General features: G+C 71.0%; 16 protein-coding genes and 1 pseudogene. 7 read left to right on the forward strand and 10 right to left on the reverse strand.

Going from position 1 to position 19,682, the window contains the following annotated elements; translation table 11 throughout:
- Positions 1-4 precede the first annotated feature (4 nt).
- The gene (gene pcaH / locus OHB56_RS36725; protein WP_326756029.1) at positions 5-784 is read right to left on the reverse strand and encodes a protocatechuate 3,4-dioxygenase subunit beta; all 780 of its coding nucleotides are present in this window, start codon (positions 782-784) and stop codon (positions 5-7) included.
- A 308-nt stretch (positions 785-1,092) separates the two neighbouring features.
- Between pcaH and OHB56_RS36730 the strand changes: the two genes are divergently transcribed.
- Positions 1,093-1,554 (forward strand): MarR family winged helix-turn-helix transcriptional regulator, encoded by a 462-nt coding sequence (locus OHB56_RS36730; protein WP_055592370.1) that lies wholly within the window; start codon positions 1,093-1,095, stop codon positions 1,552-1,554.
- Here the strand turns inward: OHB56_RS36730 and OHB56_RS36735 are convergent, their stop codons facing one another.
- Complete coding sequence (locus OHB56_RS36735) at positions 1,555-2,568, reverse strand: DUF3048 domain-containing protein (protein WP_326756030.1); 1,014 nt, start codon at positions 2,566-2,568, stop codon at positions 1,555-1,557.
- 236 nt (positions 2,569-2,804) lie between these two features.
- On the opposite strand from OHB56_RS36735, the gene OHB56_RS36740 reads away from it, so the two are divergent.
- Positions 2,805-3,995, forward strand: a complete 1,191-nt coding sequence (locus OHB56_RS36740) for a zinc-dependent alcohol dehydrogenase (protein WP_326756031.1) — start codon at positions 2,805-2,807, stop codon at positions 3,993-3,995.
- Between the two features lie 227 nt (positions 3,996-4,222).
- Here the strand turns inward: OHB56_RS36740 and OHB56_RS36745 are convergent, their stop codons facing one another.
- A complete protein-coding gene (locus OHB56_RS36745; RefSeq protein ID WP_326757241.1) occupies positions 4,223-6,436 on the reverse strand; it encodes an OmpL47-type beta-barrel domain-containing protein in 2,214 nt (737 codons plus the stop codon).
- A gap of 8 nt (positions 6,437-6,444) precedes the next feature.
- On the reverse strand, positions 6,445-8,937 hold the full coding sequence (locus tag OHB56_RS36750) for a ThuA domain-containing protein (protein WP_406358176.1): 2,493 nt from the start codon (positions 8,935-8,937) through the stop codon (positions 6,445-6,447).
- Positions 8,938-9,196: 259 nt separating this feature from the next.
- On the opposite strand from OHB56_RS36750, the gene OHB56_RS36755 reads away from it, so the two are divergent.
- The 3 genes from OHB56_RS36755 (at position 9,197) to OHB56_RS36765 (ending at position 11,885) form a co-directional block, all read left to right on the forward strand.
- Entirely contained in the window at positions 9,197-10,198 is a 1,002-nt protein-coding gene (locus OHB56_RS36755) for a multicopper oxidase domain-containing protein (RefSeq protein ID WP_326756033.1), read from the forward strand.
- A gap of 132 nt (positions 10,199-10,330) precedes the next feature.
- On the forward strand, positions 10,331-11,371 hold the full coding sequence (locus tag OHB56_RS36760) for a LacI family DNA-binding transcriptional regulator (RefSeq protein ID WP_406358178.1): 1,041 nt from the start codon (positions 10,331-10,333) through the stop codon (positions 11,369-11,371).
- A 265-nt stretch (positions 11,372-11,636) separates the two neighbouring features.
- Positions 11,637-11,885, forward strand: a complete 249-nt coding sequence (locus tag OHB56_RS36765; RefSeq protein ID WP_326756035.1) for a WhiB family transcriptional regulator — start codon at positions 11,637-11,639, stop codon at positions 11,883-11,885.
- Between the two features lie 115 nt (positions 11,886-12,000).
- Here the strand turns inward: OHB56_RS36765 and OHB56_RS36770 are convergent, their stop codons facing one another.
- The 5 genes and pseudogenes from OHB56_RS36770 to OHB56_RS36790 form a co-directional block, all read right to left on the reverse strand.
- Entirely contained in the window at positions 12,001-12,975 is a 975-nt protein-coding gene (locus tag OHB56_RS36770) for an acyl-ACP desaturase (RefSeq protein ID WP_359731875.1), read from the reverse strand.
- A 143-nt stretch (positions 12,976-13,118) separates the two neighbouring features.
- Positions 13,119-13,484, reverse strand: a pseudogene (locus OHB56_RS36775) (N(G),N(G)-dimethylarginine dimethylaminohydrolase); the annotation flags it as partial.
- Between the two features lie 332 nt (positions 13,485-13,816).
- Complete coding sequence (locus OHB56_RS36780) at positions 13,817-15,496, reverse strand: ABC-F family ATP-binding cassette domain-containing protein (RefSeq protein ID WP_406358181.1); 1,680 nt, start codon at positions 15,494-15,496, stop codon at positions 13,817-13,819.
- Positions 15,497-15,851: 355 nt separating this feature from the next.
- Entirely contained in the window at positions 15,852-17,066 is a 1,215-nt protein-coding gene (locus tag OHB56_RS36785) for a GDSL-type esterase/lipase family protein (RefSeq protein WP_406358183.1), read from the reverse strand.
- A gap of 162 nt (positions 17,067-17,228) precedes the next feature.
- Complete coding sequence (locus OHB56_RS36790; protein ID WP_055596108.1) at positions 17,229-17,645, reverse strand: SsgA family sporulation/cell division regulator; 417 nt, start codon at positions 17,643-17,645, stop codon at positions 17,229-17,231.
- A 349-nt stretch (positions 17,646-17,994) separates the two neighbouring features.
- Between OHB56_RS36790 and OHB56_RS36795 the strand changes: the two genes are divergently transcribed.
- The gene (locus OHB56_RS36795) at positions 17,995-18,789 is read left to right on the forward strand and encodes an endonuclease V (protein ID WP_406358185.1); all 795 of its coding nucleotides are present in this window, start codon (positions 17,995-17,997) and stop codon (positions 18,787-18,789) included.
- Here OHB56_RS36795 and OHB56_RS36800 read toward each other — a convergent pair.
- Positions 18,786-19,001, reverse strand: coding sequence for a hypothetical protein (locus tag OHB56_RS36800; RefSeq protein ID WP_359731883.1), 216 nt, complete (start codon positions 18,999-19,001; stop codon positions 18,786-18,788). The genes OHB56_RS36795 and OHB56_RS36800 overlap by 4 nt on opposite strands.
- Before the next feature lie 189 nt (positions 19,002-19,190).
- Here OHB56_RS36800 and mmpA point away from each other — a divergent pair, with 189 nt between their 5' ends.
- Complete coding sequence (gene mmpA / locus OHB56_RS36805) at positions 19,191-19,337, forward strand: morphogenic membrane protein MmpA (RefSeq protein ID WP_406358187.1); 147 nt, start codon at positions 19,191-19,193, stop codon at positions 19,335-19,337.
- The last annotated feature ends 345 nt before the right edge of the window (positions 19,338-19,682 follow it).

Below are 19,682 nucleotides of genomic sequence, written 5' to 3' on the forward strand. Positions count from 1 at the left end.
ACGGTCAGCGCCCTTCTTCCGTCCAGGTGGCCCGCGGGCCGTCGAGCACGATGTCCCAGTGGTAGCCGAGGGAGAACTCCGGCACCGACAGACTGTGGTCGTAGGTCGCCACCAGTCGCTGACGGGCCGCGTCGTCGGTCACCGACTGCAGGATCGGGTCGTACGGGAACAGCGGGTCGTTCGGGAAGTACATCTGCGTCACCAGCCGCTGGGTGAAGGCGGTACCGAAGACGGAGAAGTGGATGTGCGCCGGGCGCCACGCGTTGACGTGGTTGCGCCATGGATACGGTCCCGGCTGGATGGTCGTGAAGCGGTAGAAGCCTTCGCCGTCGGTGAGGGTGCGGCCGGCGCCGGTGAAGTTCGGGTCCAGCGGCGCGTCGTGCTGCTCACGCTGATGGGCGTACCGCCCGGCCGAGTTGGCCTGCCAGACCTCCACCAACTGGCCGCGCACGGGGCGGCCGTCTCGGTCCAGCAGCCGCCCGGAGACGGTTATTCGCTCGCCGACGGGCTCACCGGTGTGTTGCCGGGTGAGGTCGTTGTCGGTCTCGGTGACGTCCCGTTCCCCCCAGGCGGGGGAGGACAGTTCCACCAGCTCGGGGTCCTTGGTCACGTCGACCGCGATCGCCGGCTGCCGGGGGTGGCGCAGCACCGACGAACGGTACGGCCGGTAGTCGCGGCGTGGATGGTGCTCGACCGGGGCACCGCCCGCCACCCGCTTCTCGTACGCGGCGTGCTCGGCCGCGATCTCCCGGTCGATGTCGTGCTGGGTGAGAACGTTCGTCACGGAGGCCACCACCTTGTCCATCCGAGGTACCCCATTCCTTCCGGCCCAGTCGGCCGGACGCGCGTCGTCGGTCTGCGTCGCCGGTCCCGAATTAGTCAGGGCACTGAGTATTTTCGTAGTACTTCCTTCACGCTGCCATCGTCGGGCGGGAGCGTCAATACCCCGGCGCATCCTGCATCGATGTCGTCACGTACCGCAGGCAGGGTCGGTACTGCGCGGGTATTGTTCAGTGCACCAACGAATCACACCAACGAATCACACCAACGAACCGCGGCAGTGGACCGCGGCATCGGCAGTGAGGGGCGTACATGGCCGCGGTGGACCTCAGCACCCATCCCGGGCACCTGGCCCGGCGGCTCCAGCAGGCGCACCACCTGCTGTGGAACACGATGGTCTCCGAGGAGATCACCTCCCCGCAGTTCGCGGTCCTCAACGCGCTCGTCGCCGAGCCGGGGCTGGACCAGCGCACCGTGGGGGAGCGGGTCGGGCTGGACCGGTCCACCATCGCGGAGGTGATCGGCCGGCTCATCCGGCGGGAACTGCTCGACAAGGTCCGTGACCCGCAGGACGGCCGCCGCTTCCTGCTCCGGCTCACGGACGACGGCCTGCGCACCCACCGCAAGCTGGCGGTGCGCACCGCCCGGATGAACCAGGTCTTCCTGGGCCCGCTGGACGCCGGCGAGCAGGCCGCGTTCTTCGCGTTGATCCGGCGGGTGGCAGACGCGGCCGAGGGGCTGCGCCGCCCCGGCGAGCCGGCCGCCCCGCGCTGATCAGGCGGCCTCCGCGTAGACCACCCACACCTGCCCCTGCGCGAAGTTCACCTCGGTGCCGTCGTCCGTCGTGAACGCGGTGCCGTCCGAGGCGTTCGGGCGGCTCCAGCGGACGTCGTGGGCGCGTCCGTCGCGCAGCACGGTGGCCTTCCCGGAGCCCACCGTCTCGGTGTACGGCGTGTTGTTGCCGCGGGAGTCGTGGTAGTCGGACGGGCGGACGGTCACGTACTGCACGACGACGGTCGCGGGCGCCACCGGCTCGCCCCGCGCGGTGAGCGTGGGGGTGCCGTCCATGGAGACGAGCCAGCGGCCGCGGGCGTCGGACCAGCTGAAGGTGAAGCGGGCCGCCGGATAGCGCACCGTGCGCGTGCCCGTGGGTTCGCCGCCCGGGGGCGGCGGGCCCTGGCGGAAGCCGGTGGTCAGCGAGGCCCGGCCGGGCGGGCCGTCCATGAGCCGCCGGGGCTGGAGGAAGAGGTTGTGCGGGGCGGACCGCGTGGTGCCCCGGACGTAGACGCCCGCTTCCGTGCCGGACGTCGCGGGCGTCAGGGGCTCCAACGGAGCCCGGTCGATCAGCGGCAGCAGTCTGCCCTGTGCCCCGGAGAACGCCAGGATCGGCCGGTCGAACTGGCGCAGCAGTTCCAGGTCGGCCTCCCGGACGCTGCGCACCGGCCCGACGGACTCGGGCAGCCGGGTGGCGTAGACCGCCATCAGCCGGCTCAGGCCGCCCTCGACCTGCTCGACGTACACCACGTCCGCCGACTCCAGGCCCGTCTGGGGGCGGGCTGCGGAGGCGTTGTCGATCTTCACCGCGAGGACCGGCGGGCGGTCGTCCCCGTGGGTCTCGTCCGTCCCGGCCGGGCGTGAGGTGCGCGACGCCCCGCGTCCGTCGTCCCCCGGACCGTTCGATGCCGTGCAGCCCGCCGCCAGACCGGCTGTCAGCAGCGTCGCCAGCAGCGCTCTCGCCGTCGCGTCGCGTCGTGCGCGTGCTCTTCGTCCCGTGCCCACCGTCGCCACTCTGCCTGCCCCACATCATCGGTTGTCTTGATTGTGCGCTTTTCCGATCGTCGGTGGCCATCGGTGATCGGTGGTGTTCCCGCGCGGAGGCTTCCGCTGATCGGCCCAGTGGAGAGCGGTTCGGCAGGGGCCGCCCGGGTACCCGGAGCGCTCGCCGTACGCACGGCCGGCAGCACGCACCGCGGCAGACCGTACGGACGGCGCACCGGCCACTACGACGTAGGGAGCAGGCGGCGATGAGGGCAGTGACCTGGCAGGGAAAGCGGGACGTTCGCGTGGAGGAGGTGCCCGACCCGCGGATCGAGGAACCGACGGACGCCGTCATCCGCGTCACGTCCACCGGACTGTGCGGCTCCGACCTGCACCTCTACGAGGTGCTCACACCCTTCATGACCCCGGGCGACATCCTCGGCCACGAGCCCATGGGCATCGTCGAGGAGGTCGGCGCTGCAGTACCGGACCTCCAGGCCGGTGACCGTGTCGTCGTGCCCTTCCAGATCGCCTGCGGCAACTGCTGGATGTGCCTCACGGGCCTGCCCACCCAGTGCGAGACCACCCAGGTCAGCGCCGAGGGCATGGGCGCGGCCCTGTTCGGCTACACCCGCCTCTACGGCGCGGTGCCGGGCGGTCAGGCCGAGTACCTGCGGGTCCCGCAGGCCCAGTACGGCCCGATCAAGGTCCCCGAGGGGCCGCCCGACGACCGGTTCGTCTACCTCTCCGACGTCCTGCCCACCGCCTGGCAGGCGGTCGCCTACGCCGACATCCCCGAGGGCGGCAGCATCGCCGTGCTCGGCCTCGGTCCCATCGGCGACATGGCCTGCCGGATCGCCCGGCTCAAGGGCGCCGACCGGGTCTTCGGCGTGGATCTGGTCCCCGAACGGCTGCGCCGGGCGCAGGAACGGGGCGTGGAAACCTTCGACCTGCGCTCCTTCGACGACGAGAAGGAACTGGTCACCGCGATCCGCGACCGGACCGACGGCCGCGGCCCCGACGCCGTGATCGACGCCGTCGGCACCGAGGCGCACGGCAGCGCGGTGGCCCGCCTGGTGCAGAACACCGCGGCGCTGCTGCCCCGGAAAATCGGCGGCCCCCTGGCCGAACGCTTCAGCGTCGACCGGCTCGCCGCCCTGTACACCGCGATCGACCTGGTGCGCCGCGGCGGCACCGTCTCGGTGTCCGGCGTCTACGGCGGCTCGGCGGACCCCATGCCCCTGCTCACCATGTTCGACAAGCAGATACAGATGCGCATGGGACAGGCGAACGTGCGCCGCTGGAGCGACGAGATCATCCCCCACCTCACGGACGACGACCCCCTCGGCGTGGAGGACTTCGCCACCCACCGCCTGCCGCTGTCGGAGGCGCCCCACGCCTACGACATGTTCCAGCACAAGAGGGACGGCGCGGTCAAGGTCCTCATGCAGCCGTGAGCCGGCCGGCGGCATCGGCGGTCCTCCGTACCCGCCCGAGTCCCGAAGACACCGGGGAACCCGGCCGGGTACGGCAGCGCCGGGCCGGGAAGCCCGAAACCGCGGCTTCCCGGCCCGGCGCGGCGATTCGCCTTCGCGGGGGAACTCACCCCTGTGTCACGGCAGTTCGCGTCACAGCAGGGTTTTCACAGCAGGGTTTTCACAGCAGGGTTTTCACAGCAGGGTTCTCACGGCAGCTCCTTGATCCGGACGTCCCGGTACGAGACCACGTCCGTCGTGCCGTGCACCTGGAGGCCGATGTAACCGGAGGCGAACCGCCGCCCGTCCGTGCCCGGGTCGTCCGAGCGCGGCGGGGTGAAGTCCTGACCGCCGGTGTTGTCGAACTCGTTGATCAGCACACCGTTGCGGAGGACCGAGTAGTGCTGGCCCTCCACCCGGATCTCGTAGTCGTTCCAGGTGCCCTTCTGGGTCACACCCGCACCGGCCAGACCCACCCGGTCGAAGCCGTAGACCGAACCGGTCTTGTACATGTCGCCGGTGGGCGAGTCGAACACCTGGACCTCGTGCCCGTACTTGATGGCGGCCCACTCCGGCCGGGTCTCCTCCGGGTGGTCGTGGACCTGCGGGAACCGCACGAACACGCCGGAGTTGGCGTTCCCGGTCCCCGGGGCGTCGTCACGCCACTGCAGCTTCAGCGAGAAGTCGCCGTACTTGCGCTCGGGGAACCACAGCATGCCGAGCCCGGACTTCGTGGTGCCCGACGTGATCGATCCGTCCGGGTTCAGTGCGAACGAACCACCGCCCACCTGCTGCCACTTGGCGAACGCCGCCGCGCTGCCGTCGAGGATCTTGCGGTAGCCGTCGGTCTGGCCCGGCTCGCCGATCCCGGACTGGCGGGCCGCCTGGTTGACGGCCCGGTACTCGCGCTGGTCGACGACGCCTTCCTTCCTGAGCTTGTCCAGCACGCTCTTCACGTGCTTCAGGAACAGGGCGCTGGACGTCCACTCCTTCTCGTCCTCGATCAACTCGCCGATCCGGCACCGGTTGTTGGTGATCCGGTTGGGCACGCCCGAGTCGACCTCGCCGACGATCACCGTCAGCCGCTCGTCGTACTCCGGGCAGGGCGGCGCGGGGACCTGGCCGGTCACGACGGTGAAGCTCACCGTGAGCGGCGCGGAGGTGTTGCCCGCCTTGTCGCTCGCCCGGTACGCCACGGTGTGCCGGCCCGCACGGTCGACGACCACGGGTTGCGTGTACGCCAGGTAGGGCCCGCCGTCGAGCGAGTACTCGATGCCGGCGACGCCGCTGCCGTGCGCGTCGGTGGCGCTGACGGTCACCTTCGCGCTGCCGACGTACGCGCCGTCGGAGTTCTTCGAACCCTCGACGTTCACGCCCGTCACCGGTGGGGTGGTGTCCTGCGGGGGTGCGGCGACGACGGTGAACCCGACGCTCTTGACCGCCGAGACGTTGCCCGCCTTGTCGGTGGCGCGGTAGCGCACCGTGTGGGTGCCGACCTGATGCACCATCACCGGTCCGCCGTACGTCTGCCAGGCGCCGGAACCGACCGCGTACTCGATGGTGTTGACGCCGGATCCCGTGTCGGAGGCGCTGACGGTGACGGTCGCCATGTCGATGTAGGCGCCGTCGGGGTTCTTCTCGCCGGCCACCGTCGCCGAGGTCTCCGGGGCGGTGGTGTCGTCCGACTGCGGGGCGACGACGGCGAACTCGACGCTCTTGACCGCCGAGACGTTGCCCGCCTTGTCCAGGGCGCGGTAGCGCACCGTGTGCGTGCCGACCTGGTCGACGACCACCGGTGCGGTGTACGGCTGCCAGGCGCCGTCGGCGCCGATCGCGTACTCGATCCGGTCGACGCCCGAGCCCTCGTCGGTGGCCTCGACGGCGACGCTCGCCGAACCGACGTACGCGCCCTCGGTGTTCTGTGTGCCGGTCACCTCGGCCGTCGCCTCGGGCGCCGTGGTGTCCTCCCCGCTGCCCTCGGTCACCACCAGGATGCCCTGCATCGCCCCGTGGCCGGGGATCGTGCAGTGGTAGAAGTAGCGGCCCGGCGTGAGCGTGACCTCGGCGGTGTGCCGGCCGCCCCGGGCGTCACCGGGGTTGGCGAGGATGTTCAGCTGGACGTCGTTGTTGAACTCCGGGTCCGACGTGGCGAACGTCAGCGTGTGCGGCATACCGGTGGTGTTGCCGGTGGCCGCACTGTTCTCGAAGACGATCGTCGCCGTTCCGGCCACCGCGGTCGCCGGTGCGGAGAGGTACTTGTCGATGTCGTTGCCCGCGGTCCAGGTGAGCACCTGGTCCGCCGCGGCCCCGGCCTTCCCCGTCTGCCCGGCCTCCGGCTCACCGGCGGTGGAGACGGTCTGCAGGCCGAACACCACGAGGAGGGCGGCCAGCAGGGCGGCCCAGACTCTTCGTTGCCCGCGCATCACTGGTTTCACGCTGCCTTCCTCGCCAGCAGGCCGGCGGCCGGGGTCGGGCCGCCGCCCGTGTAGGTGACCCGCCACAGGGCGGACTTGGAGTCCGAGGTGAAGAAGCCGCGGCCGTAGTCGAGGACGTACAGCGCGCCGTCCGGACCGAACTTCCAGTCCATCAGGTTCTTGATGCCGTCGTTGCCGACCGGCACGATCTTCTTCAGCGACTCCGAGTGCACCGGCAGTCCGCCGTCGCCCTGCGTCTTCGGGTTCATGATCACCGCGTTGCGCGGCTGGTCGGCGTCGTAGAAGTCGCCGACGAACCACTTGCCGTCCCAGTAGGACGGCCACTTGACGGCACTGCCGCTCGCCTCGTCGAAACGGTAGACGGGCCCGTTCATCGCGGCCTGGCCGCCGCCCTTGAGCCAGGGAAGCCGGTAGGTGGCCTCGTCCTGCTTGTAGGAGGGGACACCGTTCGCGTTCCGGGGGAAGTCCGGGCCGCCGCCCTGCGGCGAGTACCAGATGTTGTTGCCGGTCACCGGCGGCAGATTGACCAGGCCGTCGTTGTTCGGCGACTCGTTCTTCGGGTGGTCGCAGTCGTACCAGCCCAGCGGCTGCGACGGGTCGGGCAGGTTGCGGTCCCGGTAGGGCTGCTTGTTGCCCATGCAGTACGGCCAGCCGCGGTTGGACGCCTTCGTGATCACGGCGAAGGTGTCGTACTTGGCCGGACCCCAGGTCGTCGACGGCTGACCGGCGTCCGGGCCGACCCAGCCGGCGTAGAGCACGTCGGTCCGCGGGTCGACGGAGATGCGCGCCGGGTTGCGCACACCCATCACATAGATCTCGCCGCGCGTCTTGCCGCCGCCCTCGGCGCTCTCCTCACCGGTGAACAGGTTTCCCTCGGGGAGGGTGTACGTGCCGTCCGGCTCCGGGTGGATGCGCAGGATCTTGCCGTTGAGGTTGTTGGTGTTGCCGGACGTGCGGCGCGCGTCCGCGAAGGAGACGCCCTTGTAGTTCGGCTCGGGGTTGTTGCCCGAGTAACCACCGCTGAAGCCACTGGAGTTGTTGTCACCGGTGGCGATGTACAGGTTGCCCTTGGAGTCCCAGGCCAGCCCGCCGCCCGAGTGGCAGCAACTGTGGATCTGTACCGGCCAGTCGAGCAGGACCTTCTCGCTGGCCAGGTCCAGCTTGCCGGTGGACTCGTCGAACGTGAAGCGCGAGACCCGCCGGTCGGCCATGCGCTTGTCGCGGTCGATCTCCGAGTGGGGCGTGTAGTGCAGGTACACCCACCCGTTCCGCTCGAACCGCGGGTCCAGTTCGATGCCGAGCAGGCCCTCCTCGACCTTGACCAGTTCGTCGCCGCCGCCCTTGTTGCCGAAGACGGTGAGTGCGCCGGCGAGCGTGACCTTCTTGGTCTTGGGGTCGTAGACGTGGATCTCGCCGGTGCCTTTGCCGATGTTCGGATTGTTCCAGTCGGTGATCACGGGCCGTGAGGAGTCGGCGCCGCCGCGGCCGATGTAGAAGACGCGGCCGTCGGGGGCGGTGACCAGTCCGTGCGGCTCGCCGATCTGGTCGTTCTGCCCCGGCTGGTTGGGCTGGGTCAGCCGCTCCGCCTTGTAGTTGCCGTTGACGGCCGCTTTGCAGTCGGCCTGGACCAGTCGGCTGGTCCACAGCAGCGCGCCGCGCAGGTGGTCGCGGAAGTCGGTCTCGTCGTACGACGACGCCGTGCCGCCCATCCCGGTGTAGAAGGACCGTCCGCCGTCGTAGTCGCGGCACCAGCTCACGGGGTGGTCCGCGCCGTTGGCGCCCGCCCCGGGCCGGTAGGTCGACTCGCGGACCCTGGCGACGGTGTGCACCTCGCCGGACGGGTTCCGCTCCCAGTTCAGCCACTTGTCCGGCCGCTTCCACTCCTGCGGCAGGCTCTTGGTCGCCGGGTGCTGCCGGTCGCCGACCTCGACGGTCGCCCGCTGGACGTCCGCCGGGCCGGACGCGGCCGGGCGGGCCCCGATGAGACCGGTGAACCAGTCCGAGTACGGCTCCGCGCGGGCCGCGTCATGAATGCCGACGAACCCGCCGCCGGCCTCCATGTAGGCCTCCAGGCCCGCCTCCTGCGCCGGGTCGAGGACGTCCCCGCCGCCGGTGAGGAAGACGACCGCGTTGAAGCGGCTCAGCCTGGTGTCGTTGGTGAACACCGAGGCGTTGTCCGTCGCCGTGACCTGGAACCTCTGGTTCTCCGGACCGGACAGCCCGATTTTCTCGATCGCCTCGATCCCGGCGTTCACCAGCGGCGACTCGTCGCCGGCCGCGGCGGAACCGTGGAACAGCAGCACCCGTACATTCGCGCCGCCCGGGGGCGACTTGATCGACATCGTTGTCAGGGCCGGGTCCGGGGCCGGGCGCGCGTTGGCGGCGGGCCCCGACAGCAGTCCGGCGGCGACGACCCCGGCGGCAACGGTCGCCGCCCAGGCCCTTCGCCTCGTTCTGTTCGTTCTCGTGCTCAACCCGTGCAAGCGCATGGGTCCTTGATGCGATGTGAACCGCACGTGGCCACCCACCCCTCCTCGGTCGCAGCAACAGCGTCAAGGAAGCTAGACCTCTTTGCGTCACACGCCAATACCTATGGCCGCAATGAAACGAACTTTGTCCTGAGTGTGGATAAACAGGGGAGCGGCCGCTACGGTTTCTCAGGTTCATGACAGCCACTTCACAGCCGGCGTGCACACGCCTTCCGATGCTCGGCACCATCGAGTCCCGTACCAGTAAGGGGAGTTCGGCATGGACAGACGCGGCTTCAACCGGCGGGTGCTGCTGGGCGGCGCGGTCGCGGCGACATCGTTGTCCCTGGGATCCTCCGAGGCCGTGAGCGCCCCGACCCCGGCGAGGACGGCTCCCGCGGGCGGCGAGGTGAGGCGCGTCAAGCTGTACGCCGAGCGCCTCGACGGCGGGAAGATGGGCTACGGACTGGAGAAGGGCAAGGCGTCCGTCCCCGGCCCGCTGATCGAGCTCAACGAGGGCGACACGCTGCACGTGGAGTTCGAGAACACCATGGACGTACCGGTGAGCCTGCACGTCCACGGCCTGGACTACGAGATCTCCAGTGACGGCACCAAGATGAACCGCAGCGACGTCGCACCCGGCGGCACCCGCACCTACACCTGGCGCACCCACAAACCCGGACGGCGCTCGGACGGCACCTGGCGCTCGGGCAGCGCCGGCTACTGGCACTACCACGACCACGTCGTCGGCACGGAACACGGCACCGGCGGCATCCGCAACGGCCTGTACGGGGCGGTGATCGTGCGGCGCAAGGGAGACGTCCTGCCGGACCGCACGCACACGATCGTCTTCAACGACATGACGATCAACAACAGGCCCGCCCACACCGGCCCCGATCTCGAGGCCACCGTCGGAGACCGTGTCGAGATCGTCATGATCACGCACGGCGAGTACTACCACACCTTCCACATGCACGGTCACCGCTGGGCCGACAACCGCACCGGCATGCTCACCGGACCCGACGACCCGAGCCAGGTCATCGACAACAAGATCGTCGGACCCGCGGACTCCTTCGGCTTCCAGATCATCGCGGGGGAGGGGGTGGGAGCGGGCGCCTGGATGTACCACTGCCACGTCCAGAGCCACTCCGACATGGGCATGACCGGGCTGTTCCTGGTGAAGAAGCCGGACGGCACGATCCCCGGCTACGACCCGCACGCACACGGACACGGGCAAGAGCCCGCCCCGGAGGAGAAGGAGGGCGGGAAGCACGAGCACTGACGGGGTCCGGACCTCGGGGCAAGGGATACGAGGGGCACGGGCGTACGGCGGGGCACCCCCGGGGAGAGCGCTCTCACCGCCCGGGGCACCGGGGCTATCCTGATCGACAGCCGCAGGTGAGGAGTCCCCGACGTGACCGAGACAGTGCCGCGCCCCACCTTGGAGGCCGTGGCCGCGCGGGCCGGGGTCTCACGAGCCACCGTCTCCCGCGTGGTCAACGGGGCCGACGGCGTCACCGAACCCCTGGCCGAGCGGGTCCGGCTGGCGGTGGAGGAGCTCGGCTACGTACCCAACCAGGCCGCCCGCAGCCTGGTGACGAACCGGCACGACGCCATCGCCGTCGTCGTGGCCGAACCCGAGAGCCGCGTCTTCGCCGACCCCTTCTTCGCCCGCCAGCTGCGCGGCATCAGCAGGGAGCTGACGGCGCACGACAACCAGCTCGTCCTCCTGCTCACCGAGGGTCGCCACGACCACGCCCGCGTCGCCCGCTACCTGGCCGGCGGCCATGTCGACGGCGCGCTGGTCTTCTCCCTGCACCTCGACGACCCGCTGCCCGAGCTGATCCAGCGCGCGGGGGTCCCGGTCGTGTTCGGCGGCCGGCCCGACTGGTCCGGCGGCCGGAACGGCGTCGTCTACGTCGACAGCGACAACCGCGGCGGCGCCCGCGACGCCGTACGGCACCTGCTCGGCCTCGGCCGCGGCCGCGTCGCGCACATCACCGGCGCCCTGGACCAGACCTCGGCCGTGGACCGGCTGGACGGCTACCGGGACGCCATGGCCGACGCCGATCCGCGGCTCGTCGCGGAGGGCGACTTCACCCTGGCGGGCGGCGAGCGGGCGATGCGGGAGCTGCTGGAGAGCTGCCCCGGCCTGGACGCCGTGTTCGCCGCCAACGACCTCACGGCGGTGGGCGCGCTGCGGGTGCTGCGCGAGCACGGGCGGCGGGTGCCGGACGACGTGGCGGTGGTCGGCTTCGACGACATGCTGCCGTTCGCCGAACAGACCGACCCCCCGCTGACCACCGTCCGCCAGGACATCGAGGAGATGGGCCGGCTGATGGCCCGGCTCCTGCTGCGCGGCCTCGACCGCACCGACGCCGCGCGCGAGACCGTGGGCGGCGCCCCCTCCAGCGTGATCTTCCCGACGACCCTGGTCCGCCGCGCCTCCGCGTGAGGCCCGCGGCCGGCCCCCGCCCGACGGCATCCCCGCCTTCGGGCGGGAACACTCCGCGCGCCGCCGTGTGTTTCGGCGCCGACGCGGGCATCGTTCGTGCGGTCGGAGCGGGTGTGGGCGCCGATGCGGGGCGGGTACGGAGCGGGTGTGGGCCTGGGGTCCGAGGGCGGGTACGGAGCGGTCGTGGGGCTGGTTCCGAGGGCCGGGGCGCCGCGTTGATCCGTCGTTGAGCGAACGTTTTTCACCGCGCTGCACGCTGGCGGGCATGTACATCGACACCATCGCGTCGCCCGACCTCACGTGGCAGGAAGAGGCCCTGTGCGCGCAGACCGGGGGAGACTTCTTCTTCCCCGAGCCCGGCAGCTCGGTCCGTGACGCCAAGCGGATCTGCGGTCTGTGCCCCATCCGGGCCACCTGCCTCGACTACGCCATGACCAACGACATGCGCTTCGGCGTCTGGGGCGGACTCTCCGAGAAGGAGCGGCTGGATCTGCGGCGTACGTCCCGGCGCTGACGGCGCGGGACCGCGGCCCCCGCGGCCCCGAGGGGGAACCCGGACCGGGCGAAACGACGACGGCGGGCCGCCCCGTCAGCGGGGCGGCCCGCCGCTGTCGGGGCGAGGGCGGAGGTCAGCCGGCTGCCCGCGCGGCCATCCGGGCCTTGCGCGCCGCGAGCTTCTCGTCGAACTTGCTGGCCTCGGCGTCCAGACCGCCGAGGAACAGGCCGAGCTCCTCCTGGGCCTTGACGCCCTCGGGGCCGAGCCCGTCGATCTCCATGACCTTCAGGAAGCGGATCACCGGCTGGAGCACGTCGTCGTGGTGGATGCGCAGGTTGTAGACCTCGCCGATCGCCATCTGCGCCGCGGCCCGCTCGAAGTTGGGAATGCCGTGGCCCGGCATCCGGAAGTTCACGACGACGTCCCGCACCGCCTGCATCGTGAGGTCGGGGGCGAGCTCGAAAGCGGCCTTGAGCAGGTTCCGGTAGAAGACCATGTGGAGGTTCTCGTCGGTCGCGATGCGGGCCAGCATCCGGTCGCAGACCGGGTCACCGGACTGGTGGCCGGTGTTGCGGTGCGAGATACGGGTGGCCAGCTCCTGGAACGCGACGTAGGCGATCGAGTGCAGCATCGAATGACGGTTGTCCGACTCGAAGCCCTCGCTCATGTGCGCCATGCGGAACTGCTCCAGCTTGTCCGGGTCCACCGCCCGCGACGCGAGCAGGTAGTCCCGCATCACGATGCCGTGCCGGCCCTCCTCCGCGGTCCAGCGGTGCACCCAGGTGCCCCAGGCGCCCTCGCGGCCGAACAGCGTGGCGATCTCGTGGTGGTAGCTCGGCAGGTTGTCCTCGGTCAGCAGGTTCACCACCAGCGCGATCCGGCCGACCTCGGTGACCTTGGACTGCCCCTTCTCCCAGGCCTCGCCGTCCTCGAAGAAGCCGGGGAAGTTACGGGCGTCGCTGAACGGCACGTACTCGTGCGGCATCCAGTCCTTGGTGACCTTCAGGTGCCGGTTGAGCTCCTTCTCGACCACTTCCTCCAGCGCGTACAGCAGCCGGGCGTCGGTCCAGACGGAAGGGCTGCCGAGATGGGGAGAGGCGATCGACATGGGTACTCCAGGGGACGGAAGCAGTACGGGGTGTCGGCGAGCGGCGCCGGCAACCTACGGAATCGTAGGCTACGAATCCGTAGGTTACGAAACCGTAGGTTAAGCGTGTCGTAAAGATTGCTGATCGGAGCGGGAATCGCCCGTCAGGCGTACGGGTCCCGCAGCCGCACCGAGAGGCAGGTGACGCAGCCCTCGAGCTTCTCGAACTCCCTGATGTCCACCAGCGTCGGCGCGTAGCCGAGGTCCGTGGACGGCTCCGCCGTCAGCGGCCGGTCCCCGCCCGGCAGCACCACATGCGCCCCGGACTCCTCCGGCACCGGCAGGAAACGGGGGAACGGCGACGGCGCGTCCAGGTTCGGGACGTGTCCGACGACCGTCCCGTCCGGCGGCGCCGTCACCGCCGACTTCCGATGCGGCACCTTGCTCACGGGCACCGCCACCACCCGGACGCCCGGCGGCCCGAACGTCGCCCGCACCTGCTGGATCCCGGCCGCGTCGGTGCTCCCCCCTGCCTGAAGGGCGCAGGAGGGCGAGAGCCTTCTTGCTGGGCACGTGCGTGACTCCGTATCGGACGGGGCAGGTCCGGCAGCGGTGCCGAGGGCGCCGACGGGCCGGCCGGCTCCCCGGGTGCCGGCGCAGCCATCATGCAGGGCGGACCCGGCCCGGGTCACCCCCTCGGCCCTGTGATCTGCCACCGGTAATCGGCCCGAACAGGTCGCACGCGGGTCGCGGGGGCCTCGTCTGTCCTGTCCGCCTCACTTGCCCCATTCGTCCTTCCTGCCTCTCTTGCGTCTCTTGCATCTCTTGCCTCCTTTGCTCTGCCCGCCCCGCCCGCCCTGCCTCACTCGGGTCGTCCGACGGCTTCCGGTGCGATCTCCTTCAGTTCCCCCTCCTCCATCAGCAGCCAGCGCGTGATCCCGACCGACTCCAGGAACGACAGGTCGTGGCTGGCCACGATCAGCGCCCCCTCGTACGATTCCAGCGCCGTGGTGAGCTGCCGGACGCTGGCGATGTCGAGGTTGTTGGTCGGCTCGTCCAGCATCAGCAGCTGCGGCGCCGGCTCGGCCAGCATCAGCGCGGCCAGCGTCGCCCGGAAGCGTTCCCCGCCGGAGAGCGTCACCGCCTTCTGGTCGGCACGGGCGCCCCGGAACAGGAAGCGGGCGAGGCGGGCCCTGATCCGGTTGTTGGTGGCGCCCGGCGCGAACCGGGCCACGTTGTCGGCGACACTCAGCTCGCCGTCGAGGACGTCGAGGCGCTGTGGCAGGAACCGCAGCGGGACCTGCGCCGTCGCCTCCCCGGACACCGGCGGGAGCTCGCCCGCGACGGTGCGCAGCAGCGTCGTCTTGCCCGCGCCGTTGCGTCCGATCAGTGCGACCCGTTCCGGGCCCCGCAGCTCGAAGCCGCCGTCCACCCGTGCGCCGTAGGCGAGTGCGAGGTCCGTGAGGGTGAGGACGGTACGTCCCGGCGGTACGGCCGTGTACGGCAGGTCGACGCGGATCTCGTCGTCGTCCCGTACCGCCTCCACGGCCTCGTCGAGCCGTTCCTTCGCTCCGGCGAGCCTCTCCTCGTGCATGATGCGGTGCTTGCCCGCGGACTCCTGAGCCGCGCGTTTGCGGGCCCCCATGACGATCTTCGGCTCGCGCTTCTGGTCCCACATCTTCTGCCCGTACCGCTTGCGACGGGCCAACTTGGCGTGAGCGTCGGAGAGTTCGCGCTTCTGTTTGCGCAGGTCCGCCTCGGCGACCCGCACCGTGCGCTCGGCCGCCTCCTGTTCGACCGCGAGCGCCTCCTCGTAGGCCGTGTAGTTGCCGCCGTACCAGGTGACCTCTCCCACCCGTCTCCCACCACCACCCTCGACCGAGGCGCTGCGCGCCGCTGTGTTCACTCGGCGCAGATCGGCGATCTGGTCGACCAGTTCCAGCAGTTCGCGGTCGTGGCTGACCACGACCATGACGCCAGGCCAGTTCCCGACGGCCGTGTAGAGCCGCCTTCGGGCGTACAGATCGAGGTTGTTGGTGGGCTCGTCGAGCAGCAGCACGTCGGGCCTGCGCAGCAGCAGCGCGGCCAGCCGCAGCAGCACCGACTCGCCGCCCGAGACCTCGCCGATGGTGCGGTCCAACCCGATCTCTCCCAGGCCGAGTTCGCCGAGTGTGGCCAGGGCGCGCTCCTCCACGTCCCAGTCGTCGCCGACCGTCTCGAAGTGCGTCTCGGCCACGTCGCCCGCCTCGATGGCGTGCAGCGCGGCCCGCTGGGCGGCGATGCCGAGCGCCTCGTCGACCCTCAGCGTGGTGTCGAGCGTGACGTTCTGCGGCAGATACCCCACCTCGCCGGTGACGCGGACGGTGCCGTCGGCCGGCCGGAGTTCCCCGGCGATCAGCTTCAGCAGGGTTGATTTCCCTGACCCGTTGACGCCGATGAGGCCGGTCCGGCCGAGGCCGAAGGCGACGTCGAGGTCCTCGAGGACGGGGGTCCCGTCGGGCCAGGTGAAGGACAGGGAGGTACAGGTGATGGATGCGGGCATGCGGGCCTCCGCGGTTGCGTGGTGCGGTCGGGGCAAACGCGTATCGAGACACCGCGGGAGGGCGACGGCCGCACGACGACGGCCGGACGACGGCCGTGGGACGACCGGGAGCCGGGCAGGGAGGTACGGGTATGGAAAAGCCCTGCTCCGCAAGGACGGCTCGTACGCCGAGGTCGCACGCTGCGTGCACACCCCACGGGTGTGACGCGGTGTCTCAGAACCTCAGACGAGCAACGTCCCTCTCCAATCGACGGCAACAGAAGCGTTGTACACGGTACGAAGCGCCGGGAAGGGATGTCAACGCGTTTTTCGCGAAGGTCCGCAGGGCCGCCGGGTGCCGGGCGGGCCGGCCGGTTCAGCCGGTGAACGGCCCGTCGGTGCCGAAGGCCAGCTCCGCGAAGCGCTCGCCCATGCGACGGTGCGTGGCGGCGTCCGGGTGCAGCGCGTCGGGCAGCGGCAGCTCAGCGTGGTCCGCCTCGCCGTACAGCTTCCGGCCGTCCAGGTAGTGCAGATACGGATCCTCGGCCGCCCGCTGCTCCACCACGCGGACCAGCTCCTCCCGTACGACGTTGAGGGTCAGCTTCCCGGTGGCCCGTTCCTCGGGATCTCCCATGGCCGCGAACCGGAGCCGGCCCTCGTCCAGGGTGCTGAGGTCGGGAAGGCTCGGGCCCGGGGTGTCCTCGTGGAGGGGGCACAGGATGGGCGAGACGACCAGCAGCGGCGTCGTGGGGTGGCCGTCGCGGATCGTGTCGAGGAAGCCGTGCACCGCCGGAGCGAAGGCGCGCAGTCGCAGCAGATCGGTGTTGACCAGATTGATGCCGATCTTGACGCTGATCAGGTCCGCGGGCGTGTCCCGCATGGCCCGCGCGGTGAACGGGTCGAGCAGGGCGCTGCCGCTCAGCCCCAGGTTCACCAGATCCACCCCGCCGAGCGAGGCGGCCAGCGCCGGCCAGGTCGTGGTCGGGCTCGCGGCGTCGGAGCCGTGGCTGATCGAGCTGCCGTGGTGCAGCCACACCCTGCGGTCCCCGGGGGCCACCGGTGTCACGGGGGCGTCGGTGCGCAGGGCGACCAGCCGGGTCATCTCGTTGTGCGGGAGCCAGATCTCGACGCGCTTGTCACGGTCCGGCAGCCCGGTGAACCGGACCGTGCCCACGGGGCCCGGCCGCAGCTCGGCGGAGCCCGTGGCCATGTCCATCAGCATGACGTTGCCGTCGGGGGCATGGGTCTGCCCGGCCGGTTCTCCGTCGATCAGCAGGTCGTAGACACCGTCCGGACGGGGCGGAGCGCCCTCGTAGGCCATCTTGGTGCGGAGCACGTCCAGTTCTACGGCCGTGGCCCGGGTGCGCAGCACCAGCCGGACGCCGGACGGCTGCGCCTCCGCCATGGCCAGCTGGCCGTCGGCGGCCTGCGCGCGGGCCCGGGCGGGCAAGCGGTGCGGCTGCACGCCCTGCGCGGTCCGCTCCAGCTCGAGTGCGCCGCGCAGCAGCTCCTCGGCGAGCGGGGTGGTGATCCAGCCTTCCGCCGGAGGAGTGGGGGAGGAACCGTGGACGGAGTCGTGGGGGGTACTCATGATCGCAGGCTGTCAAGCGGGCCGGCGATCCGCAAACATTTATCCCGGGAGTTCGACGGCCCCCGACCGCCGCCGTGACGTGCCACGGCGGCGGTCGGCTCGCTCGTCGCGGCTGTTCCGGCGCGGCTGCCGCGGATGGCTGTCGCGGGTGGCGGCCGCGGCTCAGCAGGCGTCGCGGATCAGCTCGGCGAGATCGTGGTCCAGGTCGAGCTGGAGGTGTTCCAGACCGGCCGGCACGAGTTCGCTGGTCGCCTCCAGGAACTGGCGTATCTCGCCCGAGCGGACGTGCACGACGGCGGTCCCCTCCGGAGCGTGGAACTCCAGCACGGTCCGGTCGTAGCCGTACGGCCGCACGCGGACGTCGCCGTGGCCCTCGGGCTCGTCCAGCCCCGCGGTGAGCAGCTCGCGGGCGAAGGTCCAGCAGACCTCGACGCCCTCCAGGGTGGCGGGAGCGGGGAAGGACATGCGGACGGCGAACGGATCGCTCCGGTCGTAATGCAGAGTGGCGGGAATACTTGCCATCCGCGGCGCGGCGGCGACGAGACGGGCCTCGACGGGCTGCTCGATGACGGTGGACAACGCCTTGCTCCCTCGTGACGGCTGGACGGCTTCCGGGCGGATAGGGCGGGCTACTCAAAGAGACGACGGAATCGGCCAATCCGTGCCCACCGGAACAGCGTGACCTCTGTCACCGCCTCCCTGTGCCGGTGTGATCAGGTTTCCCCGGGACGGGTGTTGCATGCGGCATGTACGGGGTGCCGTATGTGTCAAGTACCCGGGAGGGTGCCAGGCCGGTGCGCGGGAGCGGGACGCAGGGCCGGTTCACGGGACGAGGAAGCCAGGGGCAGCGGGGCGGTGGGCGGCCGGACATGAGCAGGAGTCGGCTCCGACACGCGAAGTCCTCCGAACCCGTAGGCTCGTCGCCACCATGACGAGCGTACGCATCCCCGACGGCTGGCCCACGACCGAGGGAGCGGCCCGCGCCGTCCAGGACGGCCTGCGCGGACGGGTGGTGCTCGACGAGCCCGGCCCGCCGCCCGGGACGGGCCGGGTCACCGGGGTCGACGTGGCGTACGACGACGAGCGGGACCTCGTCGCGGCGGCGGCCGTCGTCCTGGACGGGGCGAGCCTCGAGGTCGTCGCCGAGGCGACGGCCGTCGGCCGGATCTCCTTCCCGTACGTGCCCGGCCTGCTGGCCTTCCGGGAGATCCCCACCGTGCTGGCCGCCCTCGACGCCCTGCCGTGCCCGCCGGGCCTGATCGTCTGCGACGGCTACGGGCTCGCCCATCCTCGCCGCTTCGGCCTCGCCAGCCATCTCGGGGTCCTCACCGGCCTGCCGACGATCGGCGTCGCCAAGAACCCCTTCACCTTCGCCTTCACGGCCCCGGCGACCCCGCGCGGCAGCACGGCCCCGTTGCTCGCCGGCACCGAGGAGGTCGGCCGGGCCCTGCGCACCAGGGACTCCGTCAAGCCGGTCTTCGTCTCGGTCGGCCATCGCGTCGGCCTCGCCAACGCCTGCGCCCACACCCTCGCGCTGACCCCCGCCCACCGCCTCCCGGAGACCACCCGCCGGGCGGACGCCCTGTGCCGCAGAGCCCTCCGGGAGGCGGCGGGCACGGACTTGGGCGCGGACTCGGGCGCGGACCAGGGTCTTCCGCCCGGGCCGGACCGGACCGGGGGCCGGGACCCGCTGTCCCGACTCGGTCAGCCGGACAGGCCCTAAGCGGCTCCCTCCCGCTCGTCCCCCGCACCCTGCTCGATGCGCCAACGGCCCACCTCGCGGTACTCGGAGTCGTAGATCTCCGACCCGTCACCGGCCTTCATCGGGTAGTGGCGCAGGTTCCCGCCCCAGTAGCGCAGGATCCGCCCCAGCTCACCCACGGGGTCCTTCGCCAATGCCTCGTCGTCCATGCTCACTTCGAGAAGAAAACGCATGCCTTCAAGTGTTCCATTGAACTCCTTCTTGGCACTTGTGCGGAGGGTGCCGCCGAGCGGCCCGGACCCGGCACCGGAAAGTCCCCACTCGGTGCCGCCGCGGGCGGGTACGGGCCGCCGCGAACCGGGTACGGGCGACTGAGTACCCGTACGGATGCAGGGCCGCCACTCCACCGGCAGGCTGAGGGCATGACAACGCGCCGTGGTTCCGATCCAGTCGACCCCGCCGTCCGGCCCACCGAGCGGGCGATGGCCTTAGGGCTGGCCCTCGCCGTCCTGGCGGGCGTCGGCTGGATCGCCGGGATGATCTACACGGTGCTGGAGCGGCCCTTCTAGGAGAGACCCTGCGCTCCGGACCCGCAGAGCCGCTCGGCCCCCGCGCCGCCGACGTCCTGCGAGCCCGCACCCCACCGTCCCCTCGTCGCCGTCCCCCGCCGCCTCTCCGGTGCCGAAGGCCGTGCCTGATGCCGGACTGCTCCACGACCGGGCGGAGGAGAGCCGCTGCACCACCGCACCACCGCACCGCCGCGCCGAGGCGTCCGGTGGTGGAACCTGAGGACACCTGAGGACACCTGAGCCGGGCGGGAGTACGGGCCGCGCCGTACAGTGGCGAACAGTGGCCAAGCGCTTGCTCGCCCGCTCTTGTGCTGAGCGGAAGGTGTTCTTAGCATCATCGGTGTG

The organism is Streptomyces sp. NBC_01635, from assembly GCF_045209715.1.
GTDB classification, from domain to species: domain Bacteria; phylum Actinomycetota; class Actinomycetes; order Streptomycetales; family Streptomycetaceae; genus Streptomyces; species Streptomyces hirsutus.

Excerpts from the sequence above, each read along its gene's own strand:
- mmpA (WP_406358187.1), top strand. The coding sequence starts at position 19,191 with ATGACAACGCGCCGTGGTTCCGATCCAGTCGACCCCGCCGTCCGGCCC.
- OHB56_RS36800 (WP_359731883.1), bottom strand. The coding sequence starts at position 19,001 with ATGCGTTTTCTTCTCGAAGTGAGCATGGACGACGAGGCATTGGCGAAG.
- OHB56_RS36770 (WP_359731875.1), bottom strand. The coding sequence starts at position 12,975 with ATGTCGATCGCCTCTCCCCATCTCGGCAGCCCTTCCGTCTGGACCGAC.
- OHB56_RS36765 (WP_326756035.1), top strand. The coding sequence starts at position 11,637 with ATGTACATCGACACCATCGCGTCGCCCGACCTCACGTGGCAGGAAGAG.
- OHB56_RS36780 (WP_406358181.1), bottom strand. The coding sequence starts at position 15,496 with ATGCCCGCATCCATCACCTGTACCTCCCTGTCCTTCACCTGGCCCGAC.
- OHB56_RS36745 (WP_326757241.1), bottom strand. The coding sequence starts at position 6,436 with ATGCGCGGGCAACGAAGAGTCTGGGCCGCCCTGCTGGCCGCCCTCCTC.
- OHB56_RS36755 (WP_326756033.1), top strand. The coding sequence starts at position 9,197 with ATGGACAGACGCGGCTTCAACCGGCGGGTGCTGCTGGGCGGCGCGGTC.
- OHB56_RS36740 (WP_326756031.1), top strand. The coding sequence starts at position 2,805 with ATGAGGGCAGTGACCTGGCAGGGAAAGCGGGACGTTCGCGTGGAGGAG.
- OHB56_RS36795 (WP_406358185.1), top strand. The coding sequence starts at position 17,995 with ATGACGAGCGTACGCATCCCCGACGGCTGGCCCACGACCGAGGGAGCG.
- OHB56_RS36750 (WP_406358176.1), bottom strand. The coding sequence starts at position 8,937 with ATGCGCTTGCACGGGTTGAGCACGAGAACGAACAGAACGAGGCGAAGG.
- OHB56_RS36785 (WP_406358183.1), bottom strand. The coding sequence starts at position 17,066 with ATGAGTACCCCCCACGACTCCGTCCACGGTTCCTCCCCCACTCCTCCG.
- OHB56_RS36730 (WP_055592370.1), top strand. The coding sequence starts at position 1,093 with ATGGCCGCGGTGGACCTCAGCACCCATCCCGGGCACCTGGCCCGGCGG.